The sequence below is a fragment of the Aquimarina sp. AU474 genome (assembly GCF_900312815.1).
In the GTDB taxonomy this organism is placed as follows: Bacteria; Bacteroidota; Bacteroidia; order Flavobacteriales; family Flavobacteriaceae; genus Aquimarina.
In genome coordinates this window covers 148,435-162,180 of sequence record NZ_OMPE01000004.1, presented here as the reverse complement: position 1 = coordinate 162,180, position 13,746 = coordinate 148,435, and the positions used below count along the sequence as shown (strand labels likewise).

Sequence of the window (13,746 nt, the reverse complement as noted above, 5' to 3'; positions counted from 1 at the left end):
TCATGCCAATTGCATCATATTAGTTAACACCTCTTTTACTTCAGGTTTGCAGCTACCGCAACCTAATCCAGCACCAGTTTTAATACAAAGTTCAGAAAAGTCTTCGCAACCGGCTTCAATAATTTTTTCAAGGTTTCCTTCTCCAACCTGACTGCAGGAACAGATAAGTTTTCCTAGTACTGGTTCATCAAGTTTTGAAGATCGCAACAATTCATCTCTTTTCTCAGACAACTCTATCTTATTCTCTATCAGGCTTTTGAAATCTGCAAATTCACTCTTATCCCCCATTAATATGGCCCCAACCAACCTATCTCCTTTTACAATACATTTTTTATAAAATCGTTTTCGAACATCCATAAATATGACCTCTTCGAACATCGGATCATTTTTAGGGACATCAATATTTCCAATACTGCAAAGATCTAGGTCTTCAAATTTTAGAATATTCATAAACACAGAACCTTTATAGATAGCGCTATAATCTCCTAACAAATATTTTGCTACTATATCCGCTTGTTGTTCTGCAGCTGCTGTTATACCATATAAATTTCCCTCAAATTCTGCTATTTCGCCAATGGCAAAAATATTTGGATCGACAGACTGCAAATATTGATTTACCAAAATCCCTCGACGACAATTTATTCCTATTTTTTTTGCTAAATCAATATTTGGAATTGTACCTATAGAATACACAACAGCATTGCAAGTAAATGATTTACCAGATTTCAAATTCACCAAAAGACTACCTCGCTCTCGATTAAATACCGTATCCACCTCATTATCGAAGTGAATTTGAATTCCTTTTTCTCTTACATCTTCTGCCAATAGACGGCTTGCTACAATATCTAATTGACGTTCCATCAACCGATTCCCTCTTTGCACAATAGTGATGTTAACTTTCTTCCTTCTTAATGCAGCAGCTAATTCTAATCCCAACAAACCACCACCAACTATAGTCACGTGTTGTTCATTATCGGGTAATCCCGTTTGATCAAGATATGTTTTTAATTTATCCGCATCTCCACGATCTCTCATCGTAAACCTTCCAGGAAGATGTACTGGTACTTCTTTTGGCACAAAAGCTCTGCTACCTGTTGCCATAAGAATTAAATCATAATTATGTTGTTCTCCTTTACTATCAACGATATATTGCTCTTCTCTATTAATTTCTTCGACTGGATTACTAGTAAGTAAAGTTACATTTAAGGATTCTACACTCCCTTCTCTCATCTTTTGAAGTTGCTCCCATGTAAGCTCTTCACTAACATACTCTGGCAATAACACTCTGTTATAAAATGGATAAGGTTCTTTTGAGAATACGATAATTTCATCAGTAATATTATGTTCTCTATAGGTTTGAATAAATCGGTAAGCCGCTGTTCCTGCTCCTATTATACATATTTTTTGTTTTGACTTAACAAACTTGTTAATTTTTACCGCAGAGAATTTAAAATCAGGCTCTTTGGATATGGGATCTATAATATTAGTAGTCAAATTATTGGCCCTACCAAAATCATTTCCTAGTACTTTTCCCCAATGCATGGGTAAAAAGACGACCCCTTTGTTAATTGTATCACTGATTTTAACTTTTACCTGTACTTTGCCTCGTTTACTTTCTACTACTGCAATATCTCCATCTTTTAGTTTTTGTAAAAAAGCATCCACATGATTCATTTCTAAAAAGGGATAAGGAATATGTGATAATAACCTATTTACCTTACCTGTTTTGGTTCTGGTATGCCATTGGTCACGTACTCTACCAGTAGTTAGAATTAAAGGGTATTCGTTTGTGATTAACTCAGATGTAGGTTTAGTAAATCTAGGAACTATAAATTTTGCATTTCCGGTATTGGTATAGAACTTTTTATCTTCGAATAAACGAAGGGTTCCTGGATGATTGCTCTCGGGAACAGGCCACTGAAAACTCCCTTCCTTTTTGAGACGATTATAATCTAATCCTGAAATATCAATATTAGTCCCTTTTGTCAACATACAATGTTCTCTGTACACTTCTTCTACCGAATTGTAATCAAATCCTTTATATCCCATTTTTCTGGCAAAATTCCATATTATCTCTGCATCTGGCATAGATTCTCCAGGTGGTTCAATTGCAGCATTGAGATATGTAATTCGTCTTTCACTATTGGTCATTGTACCTTCTTTTTCTGCCCATCCAGCAGCAGGAAACACCAAATCCGCATAATCCAAAGTTTCTGAACGGTGAGAAATATCCTGTACAATTACAAACTTTGCTTTTTTCAGCGCTTTTTCTACCTTATTAGCATTTGGTAAACTTACTAATGGATTAGTACAGATAATCCAAATTACCTTTAGTTTTCCACTTTCTAAAGCATCAAACATTTCGGTGGCAGTTAATCCAGGCTTAGCCGCTATCTCTTTACCTCTCCAAAAATTCGCCACCTCTCTTCTATGTTCATCATTAGATAACTCGCGATGAGCAGCCAAAAGGTTTGCCATTCCACCAACTTCTCTTCCTCCCATAGCATTTGGTTGACCTGTTAATGAAAAAGGACCTGAACCTGGTTTACCGATATGACCGGTGAGCAACGATAGATTTAATAGGGCATTATTCTTATACACCCCTATTGAGCTTTGATTTAATCCCATAGCCCAAAGGGTAATAAAACCTTTGGCATCTGCTATAAAAGAAGCAGCTTTCTTAATATCCCTAATAGTAATTCCGCAAATTTTAGACGCTTCGTTTAGAGATATAGATTCTAAGGATTTTTTAAGAGATTCGTAATTATCGGTATGATTTGCTATAAAGTTTTTATCAATTTTTTTTCGATCAATTAATCGCTTAGCAATCGCATTGTATAACACTACATCTGTTCCAGGTAGAATTTGTAAATGCAAATCTGCAATATCACATGACTGCGTTTTTCTAGGATCTACAACAATGATTTTGGTATTGGGGTTTTTCTCTTTATGTGCTTCTATTCTTCTATACAAAATAGGGTGACACCATGCAGGGTTAGCCCCAGCAATCATAAAACAATCCGCCAATTCTATGTCATCGTATGATATAGGAACGCTATCCTCACCAAGCGCTTGTTTATACCCTACAACGGCAGAGCTCATACATAGTCGAGAATTGGTATCCACATTATTTGTTCCAATAAAACCTTTTGCCAGTTTGTTTATTAAGTAATATTCTTCAGTTAGACATTGCCCTGAAACATAAAAACCTACACTATTCGATCCATATTTTTTTATGATAGTATTAAAAACTGAAGTAGCTCTATCCATCGCTTGATCCCAAGATACCTTTTGACGTTCATGCCCTTTGCTCCATCTCATTTCGGGATATAGAATACGATCACTTGTGTCATTAACAACATGATGCAAGTTCATTCCTTTTGAACACAGCATACCTTTATTAACAGGATGATCCTTGTCTCCTTCTACTTTAATCGTTCCTTGAAGGTCCTTTTTCACAACAATACCGCAGCCAACACCACAATATGAACACGTTGTTTTATATGATTTTAATGTCGTCATACTATCCTGAAATACTCGTTTCTTTCTTTCAAAACTAAGTATTAATACGTATTAATCATAAACTGAAAACTGTTTTCTCTAGCAAACTGAAAAGAATTATGGATTCGATAAAATCCGGTTATATAAAAAATGATTTTCAAATTATGCGGTATATACTTTTATCAAATTCTAAGCACAAAAAAGCCGGTTACAACTTAGTTGTAACCGGCAACACAAGAAACACTTAAAGCAACTTTTGTTCTTTAAGGTTTCAACACTAAATTTTAGTTATACGCTAATACGTTTTTCATTTCCTTTTCGACTGCCTTCTCGTCTTCGGTAGAAAACTTAATTGCCAAAGATACAATTGCTGTGAAAACAACAAAAACTCCAATAATAAAATAACCACTTGCAACGGCTTCTGAAGAAGCTAATGCCTGTGCAGTTTCTACCGCTTCCTGACCTAAATTTTGATTCTCTAGAATTGCGGTCTTCTCAGCCACGGCTGATTTTGATTTTAAAACCAAAGCCGCTAAAAAAGCTCCAACATTTCCTCCGGCACCAACAATACCCGAAATAGATCCAATAGCTTTTTTATTTATAAAAGGTACAACAGAAAAAGTTGCTCCTTCTGCCATTTGCACGGTAAGGCTAAAACCAACTAAGAATATTACTCCAAAAGTTAACCCCGTCATACCCGAAAACAAAGATAACATAAGTCCTTCAATTCCTAAAATAATTGCTAAGAATAAAACACGTCCCCTTAACCCTTTTAACCTTCCAAATCTATCTCCAAAAAAACCGCCTAATGTTCTTGCAAAAATATTCATCAATGCAAATGACAATACCAGATTACCAGCAGTTGCACGTTCTAATTGAAATGTATTTTGTAGATAATCGTCCATTGTACCATATACGGTAAGCTCCATTCCAAAACAAGCAGCATAAACAACAAAAAGAATCCAAACTCTATAATCCTTTATTGCATTTAAAAAACTTACTTCATCCTTTTTGGATTGTATCAATTCTCCTTTTGCTTTTAATTCTGAATAATTACCATTTGGTGTATCCTTGGTAAAAAAGTAATATACTATCCCCATTAAAAAGCAAACTACTCCCGCTATAACCATACTATATCGCCATGCATCGGTATCTGCTATTCCAAAACTAACCACTACAGCGGCAATCAAAGGCATACCCAAACGATTAGCTCCCCCTCCAAGATTTCCCCATCCCGCAGATGTTGCATTAGCAGTACCCACAATATTAGGAGCAAACATAATAGAAGTATGAAATTGAGTAATTACAAATGAAGCTCCTATAAAACCAATAAATAATCTACAAACAATAAATTGTAAAGGTGTTTGTACAAAACCTAATAAAATAACAGGAATTGCTCCTAAAATTAACAACCAAGTATAGCAAATACGCGGACCATATTTATCACATAATTTACCGATTACCAATCGCGCAAATACAGTTCCAGAAACTGCCACTATTATAGAATTCCACTTTTGATCTGGTGTTAAGCCCAAATCTTTAACAACATCTGGCATAAATGGCACGATACCAAACCATGCAAAAAAGCATAAGAAAAAGGCGACAGAAGTAATCCAAAAAGTTCGAATTGGTAAACTTTTAAAATTTAAGAGTTTTAAACTTGTTGATTTTCCATTAGTATTCATAATTCTTAGTTTTAAATTCATTTAATCGTTTCGGTATTCAGCGTGTGAATACTTAAATTATTAAATCAAAACTAAGTATTTATACTTATTTTTATAAATAATCCATATTAAAAATACGTAACATTAGTAAGAATTACGTATTAAAAAAAAACCAGTTCAAAAAATTACATTTTTATCAAAAAAATCAAAGTGTAATTATAAATCTTACAACCACAAAAATGGTATTCATATACTTTAATCTATCATTCCGTATTCTCTTGCTTTGTTACTTAATTCTAAAGCATTTTTAACTCCCATTTTTTTCATCAGATTAAATCTGTGCACCTCTGTAGTTCTTTTACTAATTTCTAGTTCTAAGGAAATGTCTTTATTGGTTTTTCCAGAAATGGTTAAATGTAGAACTTGGTATTCTCTTTTGGTAAGATCAAAAGGATTAGGCTTTGTATTACGGCCTTTAAGCGTAGAAATTGTATCATTACTAACTTTCTCAACAGTGACATCTTTGTTTTTTTCGTTTCGTATTTTTTTTATCAAAATAGAAGAAACATCGCCACTAAAATACTTCTCTCCTTTCCCAACAGCAGCTAGCGCTTTTAAGAATTCTTCTTTTCCCGCACCTTTGAGCAAATATCCATCTGAACCTGCGTTAATAGATTGCAATATATACTCATCAGAATCATGCATCGATAACATAATTGTTCGAGTAGAAACATCTTGTAATGTCAACTTTTTAACCATTTCTATACCAGACATTTCTGGCATTCTAATATCGCAAATAGCGATATCAGGATTTAAAGATTTTATCAATTTGATCCCATCAATACCATCGGATGCCTCACCAATCACTTCATATTGTTCTTCATCTTCTAAAAGCGATCGAATACCATCTCTAACCAGAAAATGATCATCAACTAACACTATTTTAATCATTACAAAATGTTATAACATTCAAAACTACATATACATATGCTAAAATATAGGAATATATCAAAAACCTCTATATAAATTTTAAAAATCTAAAATTATTATTACGTATTTTTATGTAAAAAACATATCAAAATTAAGTATTAATACTTAATTTTGATATTTAATATACGTATAGCTTTATTATTTGAAAATTTAAAAAAGATAGCAACATGTACAAAACCACTTGTACTTAAACAAAATTATATCTATGAAAAATAAACTATTTTTTATACTATTAATATTGATGTTTGCATTTAATGGAAAAGCCCAGGAATTAAGCATCGATGCAGATATTAGACCTAGGCTAGAATATTCTAACGGTTTCGGAAACCTAATTCCTGATGGTTTAGATGCCGGGGTATTTGTGCAACAACGGTCTAGAATAAAATTTGGATACAAACAAGAGAAATTCTCTACGTATTTAAGCGTTCAAGATGTAAGCGTTTGGGGAGACACCCCTCAGATTTCACCCAGCGATGATAACAACAGTATTTCTTTGGCTCAGGCCTGGATCAATTTCAAATTTGGAAATGGTTGGTCTACTAAATTAGGACGACAGGCCCTCTCTTATGATGATCAGCGAATTTTTGGAGGCCTAGACTGGGCAATGCAAGGTAGATTTCATGATGCCGCATTATTAAAATATACCAAAGAAGGATTTAAATTGGATATTGGTATCGCTTTTAACCAAAATGGTCCAAGTAGACAGACTACATTATTTGATCCTAACAATACTGGTAATGCCCGAGCAGTTTTTGACTATAAAGGAATGATATATGTGTGGTTGCATAAAGACTGGGAGAAATTTTCGGGAAGTATTCTTTTAGCTAATAATTCTTATCAGAATCTTGACCCAACGGATAACCAAACTCCTATTGATGGTACAGTAAACAGACAAACTTTTGGAACGCATTTAGTTGTAAAACCCTCAAAAGGACTTTCTATTATGACTAATATATATGGGCAAACTGGAGAATTTACTGAAGAGATTGACTTATCTGCATACAATGCATTGCTAGAAGTTAATTATAAACCAGGAAAAACATTATTTGGGCTCGGTTTCGAAACACTAAGTGGTGATGACAATGGAGGTGCCGATGGCGAAATTAAATCGTTTTTCCCAATTTTTGGAACTAATCATAAATTTAATGGATACATGGATTATTTCTATGTAGGAAACCATGCCAACAACATTGGGCTAAATGATATCTATGCCAAAACTGTTATTAAGATAGGAGAAAAATCGAGTTTACTTATAAAAGCCCATTATTTTGCCGGAGCCAAAAGTCTAGGAGATAATATAGATGATTACCTGGGCACAGAGGTTGATCTAGTGTTCACTCAAAAAGTACTCTCATTCGCAACTTTAAAAATCGGGTATTCACATATGTTCGCATCAGATTCTATGGAAATCTTAAAAGGAATAACAAACCCTGCAGATACTCAAAATTGGGGGTGGGCAATGCTGGTTGTAAAACCAAATTTTCTGAAATGGAGTCCAAAACCAGCACAATAAGAATAATTCTTTTAAAATTTAATCAGTAATCAATCCCCATCCTTGCAAAAATGAATTTTACAAGGATGGGGGTAGTTTTTTTATAAATCCTCAAATTACAACTTGCATAATTACGTAATTCTTATCTCATTTATAAGTATTAATACTTAATTTTGAATTTCAAAATACGTAATTCATGAAGAAGGTAGTAGTAATAGGTAATGGCATGGTGGGATACAAATTTTGCGAAAAATTTGTTAGTTCACCCAAGTTTAAGGATTATAAACTTATTGTTTTTGGAGAGGAACCAAGAAGAGCTTATGATCGTGTTCATTTAAGTGAATATTATTCAGGAAAAACTGCCGAGGAACTAAGTATGTGTTCTATCAATTGGTATGATGAAAACAATATTGACCTCCATACTTCAGAGATGATTACAGAAATCAATAGAGAAGAAAAAACTGTAGCAAATCACAGAGGTATTACATACGCTTATGATCATCTCGTATTAGCCACTGGATCATCTGCCTTCGTACCTCCTATTCCTGGAGTTGAAAAAGACGGTGTATTTGTTTACAGAACTATTGAAGATCTTGAAGCAATAGAAGCATATGCGAAAAAACTAAAATCCGAAGGAAATATTCAGGCTGCTGTTTTAGGAGGGGGGTTATTGGGACTTGAGGCAGCTAATGCCGTTAAAGAATTAGGGCTTCAAACTCATATAGTAGAATTTGCACCACGGTTAATGCCAAGACAACTTGATCAGGGAGGTAGTAATATACTACAAACAAAAATTGAGAAACTAGGCTTATCTGTTCATTTAAATAAACAAACTGAATGTATTCAAGGAGATAAATCAATTGAAGGTTTACAATATATCGACGGCACAGAGCTTAAAATTAATATGTTAGTCATTTCTGCTGGTATACGTCCTAGAGATGAAATTGCAAAAGAATGTGGACTTAAAACAGGAATACGTGGAGGTGTGATAGTTGATAATATGATGAAAACTTCTGATGATTCTATTTTTGCTATTGGAGAAGTAGCTTTATATAACAATATGATTTATGGACTTGTTGCCCCAGGGTATGACATGGCCCAGGTGGCTGTATCACAAATTACAGGTGATCGAATTCAAACTATGGATGAAGATATTGATATGTCTACTCAATTAAAACTTATTGGCACCGAAGTAGCAAGTTTTGGAGAAGCTTTAAAAGATAGTGGTGCTATAGATTCTATAATCTATGAAAATAAAAGAAAAGGCATCTATAAACGTATAAATGTATCCAAAGAAGACACAAAATTACTAGGTGGAATTCTTGTAGGAGATTCATCAGATTATAATGCGCTATTCCAAATGTATCAGACCGGAATGCAGCTACCAGAAAACCCTGAAGATTTGATTTTAGGCAGTCGTGGAGGTGATAACAACTCATTATTAGGAAATATTATGGATCTCCCAGACAATGCCCAAATATGCTCGTGCGAAAGTGTGAGCAAAGGAGCTATTTGCAATGCTATTAAAGATGGAACTTGTGATAACCTCGCAGATATCGTATCCAATACCAAGGCAGGAACTGGTTGTGGTGGTTGTAAACCAATGGTAAAAGATCTGGTTGATGCCACTTTAAAATCTCAAGGTAAAGAAGTAAAAGATACTATTTGCGAACATTTGGAATATAATAGACAAGAACTTTTTGATATTATTAAACTAAAAGGCTACCGAAAATACGATGAAGTATTAGATAATCATGGAACCGGAGATGGATGCGAAATCTGCAAACCTTTAGTTGCATCGATTTTAGCTAGTATTTATGCAGATACTGCAAACGAAGAAGCAACTATTCAAGACTCTAACGATCAATTCTTAGCTAATATTCAACGTAATGGCACCTACTCCGTTGTACCCAGAATACCTGGAGGAGAAATTACTCCCGGCAAATTGATTGTCCTTGGTCAGGTAGGTAAAAAATATGATCTATACACCAAAATTACAGGTGGACAACGTGTAGATTTCTTTGGTGCCCGATTAGATCAATTACCTAAAATATGGAAAGATTTAATCGATCATGGTTTTGAAAGTGGTCACGCTTACGGAAAATCATTAAGAACAGTAAAAAGTTGCGTAGGATCTACCTGGTGCCGCTACGGAATGGATGAAAGTGTAAGCTTTGCTATTGAATTAGAAGAACGATACAAAGGTCTTAGGTCACCGCATAAATTAAAAGGTGGTGTATCAGGATGTATACGAGAATGCGCTGAAGCACGATGTAAAGATTTTGGAGTAATTGCTGTTGAAGGTGGGTGGAATCTTTATGTCTGTGGTAACGGGGGTGCCAACCCAAAACATGCCGAATTACTAGCTGAACAAATCGATAACGAAACCGTAATCAAATATTTAGATCGATTTTTAATGTTCTATATAAGAACTGCAGCGCCATTAGAACGAACCGCCAAATGGTTAGATAAACTAGAAGGAGGTATTGATTATTTAAAAAGTGTTGTAATTGATAATAAATTAGGATTGGTGAAAGAATTAGAGAATGAAATGGCAACACTAGTGAATACTTTTCAATGTGAATGGACACAAGCAATACAAAATGAAGAAATCATGAAAAGGTTTAATCATTTCGTGAATAGTGAAGAAACAGATGACAACCTAGTTTTCGTGCCATTGAGAGATCAAAAAATGCCAGAACACTGGAAATAGTATTCCTAGACTTATTAGTTTAAATAATTAACATTCTTACATCAACACTAGAAACCCAAAACTTTAAAATCATGGAAGAACTTTTAGATATTTATAAAACCATTTCGAAAAAAGAAGTGACTATCTGGTTTGAAGCCGCCAAAGTGAGTGATTTCCCAAAAAATGGAGGTGCTTGTATAAAATATAAAGATAAACAAATCGCCGTTTTTAACTTTGAACGAAAAAATACCTGGTACGCTTGTCAAAATGTATGTCCTCATAAAATGGAAATGGTATTAAGTCGGGGGATGATTGGGGATCAAAACGGAATTCCAAAAGTAGCTTGCCCAATGCATAAAAAAACATTCTCACTAGACAATGGTAAAAACCTCGATGGTGATCTCTCTCCTATTGCTACGTATCCAGTAAAAATAGAAAACAGCATAGTCTATATTGGTTTCGCAGAATAACTATTATTAATAGATTCTAGGTCAAAAAAGACTTAACTTTGTAGGTATATCATACTAAAACTTTTATGCCAATCACCAACACGCTAAAAAAAGCATATGCTTTATTTGATGAAGCAAATGCCAAAGACCCTAATACTGAAAAAATTAAAGGAGACCTTGTGCCTAAAGAACTAATTTACGGGCAACGGATGACTCAAACTTTAGAAAAATATGAACCTAAAGCTTCTGAAGCGTTAAAGCTCGCTGCAAGAGCTCAACACATATGTAGATGGGAAATCCCAAGAAATAGTTATCCAATGGATCGAGTAGGATATCTAAAATGGCGAGAGGAATTAAAAAAATTTCATGCACAAAAAGCGTCACAAATTCTTCAGGGTATTCATTATGATTCTGAGGTTATAGATAGGGTTACCTTTTTACTTCAAAAAAAGAAATTAAAAAAAGACGAAGAGACTCAGGTTTTAGAAGACGTAATATGTCTTGTATTTCTAGATTTTTATTACGAGTCGTTTTTAGAAAAACATACTGAAGAAAAAGTAGTAGACATCTTGCAAAAAACCTGGCGAAAAATGTCTGAGAATGGCCATCAAGCTGCATTAAAGTTATCATTTTCAGAAAAAGCTTTAGCTTTGATTCAAAGCGCACTAAATGGATAAGTCTTAATGAACATTTCTGATCGCATTAAAAAAATAAAATTATTCCTTTTAATAGGTTTGGTATTATGTTTTATTGTGATATTCTTAGGGTATTCTTCTGTAATGCCATTAACGTACTTTCTTACGCTATTAGCAATTTTGTTTATTGCCTTTTCAATCTCCATAGGCATAATATTTACTCAATTTAATTCTTATATAATACGATTAGAAAAAAAAGAACAACAAATGTTAGTCGATATAGATCGACTAACAGAAAATCAAATATCTAAAGATCAAAGTATTCAGGAATTATCTGCATTAAATCATGCAATGGACCAAACTGTTCTATACGCAAGGACAACTAGTGACGGTCTTATCATTAACCTTGGAGAACGTTTTGCCAAATTACTGAGCATAGAACAAAATTACAGCAAAAAAAATCTTGTTGATCTCATGTACCTAAGTGAGGTACAGAGGAATAAATTGTTGCAATTAATATTACAAAATAAGGGTGGGGTATTTAATGAAGAGTTTGAGTTTGTTACTGCCGTAAATCAGAAAATATGGTTAGATATTTCTATACTAACTATATTTAAAACCTCAGGAGATTCTGAACGTCTTGTTTTATGCTCTGATATCTCAAAAAGGAAGGAAGCCCAAATTGAAATAGAACGATTAAACGCCGCCCAATATAAAGAAAAAGAAGAAACACAAAAGTCAAATGCAAGTCAAATCGTTGAAGCACAAGAAGAAGAAAGAAAAAGAATTGCAAAAGAAATCCATGACAGTATTGGTCAAATGCTCACAGCACTAAAGCTTAATATTGAATCTATAAGCTTTAAAAATTTAGAAAAAGCTCAACAAAAAATTGAAGGGTTAAAACAATTATCCAATGACCTTATTCAAGGAATACGAATTGCTACTTTTAACCTTACTCCTCCTGAGCTTCAGGATTATGGTATTTCTATAGCTCTTCAAAAAATGGTAAAGGAACTTTCAAAACTTACTGGCAAGCAAATTCTATTTGAAAATACGTCTAATTTTGATCAAAGATTTGATACACTTGTAGAAACCAATTTATACAGAGTTACTCAAGAGGCCGTTAATAACGCTGTTAAATATGCCAATTCTGAATATATTATTATTACCATAAATCATTCCGAAACATTACTAAGCATTACAATTAATGATAATGGTAAAGGGTATGATATCTCCAAAATCCCATCCAAACCTAATAACAATGCAGAAGGCGGTATGGGGTTATTCTTCATGAAAGAACGTATGCAGTACATAGACGGGAGGTTATTTTTAAACTCTATTCCCGGAGAAGGAACTCGAGTTACGCTAAACTACAACCTTCAAAAAATCAAACCGTCTTAAACCTTATTTGGTTTCTTTTTGATGATTTCGTTGCGATAGTAATCTATAATACCATCTATAGGTCGTCTAACAATATTTCCTACTGTAAGATTATAAGGCCATACTGCTGCTCTAATAATATCTTCACTAAAATGTGCAATTGAACCAATAAAATGAATGGGAACATTTTGGGCTTCAGGAAAACACAGTACTCTATTTTCAACAAATTCCTGTATTCCTTCGGTTACTATTTTATAAAAATAACCGTTTCTTTCGCTTGTAAAAATAAACTCTGCAAAAGAAGCCAAATACGTATTTGGATTCTCTTTCTTATATAAATTTTCTTTTATAGAATCTGAAGATAGGTCGAATCGTTTTTCGAACTCTGATGCTACCTCGGGTGGCATTCGTTTATAATAATAATCTTTTATCAAACGTTTACCAAAGTGGTTACCACTAGCTTCATCCATTAGAATATAACCTAAAGAATCTACTACCATATGTATATCATCTCCATCATAATAACAGCTATTGGATCCTGTACCTAAAATACAGATAATCCCTGGCTCTGTTGTAGCTGCATACACAGCGGCTACCATATCCTCTTTTACAACTACTTCTGTTGCATTTATAAAAAAATCTTCAAATACTTTTGCCAACATCGCTGCAGGTTTTTTAGTCCCGCATCCCGCACCATAAAAGTGAATTACATCAATTTTATCTAGGTTCGAAGAAAGCTCTTCATTATCTCTAATTCTTTTTTCGAGTAGAGATTTTTCGAATACCGCAGGATTTAAACCTTGTGTTCGGGTTTTAAATACGATTTCTCCAGATTCATCTAGAAGAATCCAATCGCATTTAGTAGAACCACCATCAGCTAATAAAATCATTTGAAAATTTGTTTGTTGTTAGCAAAAGAGAACAAAAATTTTTATATACAATC

General features: G+C 33.8%; 9 protein-coding genes. 5 read left to right on the top strand and 4 right to left on the bottom strand.

All coding sequences use genetic code 11. From position 1 onward, the window contains the following. The 3 genes from DK508_RS01975 to DK508_RS01965 form a co-directional block, all read right to left on the bottom strand. Positions 1–3,522, bottom strand: a complete 3,522-nt coding sequence (locus DK508_RS01975; RefSeq protein WP_109299063.1) for a nitrate reductase — start codon at positions 3,520–3,522, stop codon at positions 1–3. Between the two features lie 263 nt (positions 3,523–3,785). After that, entirely contained in the window at positions 3,786–5,186 is a 1,401-nt protein-coding gene (locus DK508_RS01970) for an MFS transporter (RefSeq protein ID WP_109299244.1), read from the bottom strand. Positions 5,187–5,420: 234 nt separating this feature from the next. Further along, positions 5,421–6,116 (bottom strand): response regulator transcription factor, encoded by a 696-nt coding sequence (locus DK508_RS01965; protein WP_109299062.1) that lies wholly within the window; start codon positions 6,114–6,116, stop codon positions 5,421–5,423. Positions 6,117–6,360: 244 nt separating this feature from the next. On the opposite strand from DK508_RS01965, the gene DK508_RS01960 reads away from it, so the two are divergent. The 5 genes from DK508_RS01960 to DK508_RS01940 all read left to right on the top strand — a co-directional run bounded on the left by DK508_RS01960 (position 6,361) and on the right by DK508_RS01940 (position 12,824). Then, entirely contained in the window at positions 6,361–7,668 is a 1,308-nt protein-coding gene (locus DK508_RS01960) for an alginate export family protein (RefSeq protein WP_109299061.1), read from the top strand. Positions 7,669–7,843: 175 nt separating this feature from the next. Beyond that, positions 7,844–10,360: a nitrite reductase large subunit NirB gene (gene nirB / locus DK508_RS01955; protein WP_109299060.1), complete on the top strand. Its 2,517-nt coding sequence runs from the start codon at positions 7,844–7,846 to the stop codon at positions 10,358–10,360. Between the two features lie 71 nt (positions 10,361–10,431). After that, on the top strand, positions 10,432–10,809 hold the full coding sequence (nirD, locus tag DK508_RS01950; protein WP_109299059.1) for a nitrite reductase small subunit NirD: 378 nt from the start codon (positions 10,432–10,434) through the stop codon (positions 10,807–10,809). Between the two features lie 65 nt (positions 10,810–10,874). Next, positions 10,875–11,465 (top strand): DUF4202 domain-containing protein, encoded by a 591-nt coding sequence (locus DK508_RS01945; protein WP_109299058.1) that lies wholly within the window; start codon positions 10,875–10,877, stop codon positions 11,463–11,465. Between the two features lie 225 nt (positions 11,466–11,690). Continuing rightward, entirely contained in the window at positions 11,691–12,824 is a 1,134-nt protein-coding gene (locus tag DK508_RS01940; protein WP_160114523.1) for a sensor histidine kinase, read from the top strand. Here the strand turns inward: DK508_RS01940 and DK508_RS01935 are convergent. After that, positions 12,821–13,693 (bottom strand): BadF/BadG/BcrA/BcrD ATPase family protein, encoded by an 873-nt coding sequence (locus tag DK508_RS01935; protein WP_109299056.1) that lies wholly within the window; start codon positions 13,691–13,693, stop codon positions 12,821–12,823. The two genes, DK508_RS01940 and DK508_RS01935, sit on opposite strands and share 4 nt — an antisense overlap. Positions 13,694–13,746: the final 53 nt, after the last annotated feature.

Bases quoted from the DNA above. Each gene is read 5' to 3' on its own strand.
- nirD (WP_109299059.1), top strand. From the start codon at position 10,432: ATGGAAGAACTTTTAGATATTTATAAAACCATTTCGAAAAAAGAAGTG.
- DK508_RS01975 (WP_109299063.1), bottom strand. From the start codon at position 3,522: ATGACGACATTAAAATCATATAAAACAACGTGTTCATATTGTGGTGTT.
- DK508_RS01960 (WP_109299061.1), top strand. From the start codon at position 6,361: ATGAAAAATAAACTATTTTTTATACTATTAATATTGATGTTTGCATTT.
- DK508_RS01940 (WP_160114523.1), top strand. From the start codon at position 11,691: ATGTTAGTCGATATAGATCGACTAACAGAAAATCAAATATCTAAAGAT.
- DK508_RS01935 (WP_109299056.1), bottom strand. From the start codon at position 13,693: ATGATTTTATTAGCTGATGGTGGTTCTACTAAATGCGATTGGATTCTT.
- DK508_RS01965 (WP_109299062.1), bottom strand. From the start codon at position 6,116: ATGATTAAAATAGTGTTAGTTGATGATCATTTTCTGGTTAGAGATGGT.
- DK508_RS01970 (WP_109299244.1), bottom strand. From the start codon at position 5,186: ATGAATACTAATGGAAAATCAACAAGTTTAAAACTCTTAAATTTTAAA.
- DK508_RS01945 (WP_109299058.1), top strand. From the start codon at position 10,875: ATGCCAATCACCAACACGCTAAAAAAAGCATATGCTTTATTTGATGAA.
- nirB (WP_109299060.1), top strand. From the start codon at position 7,844: ATGAAGAAGGTAGTAGTAATAGGTAATGGCATGGTGGGATACAAATTT.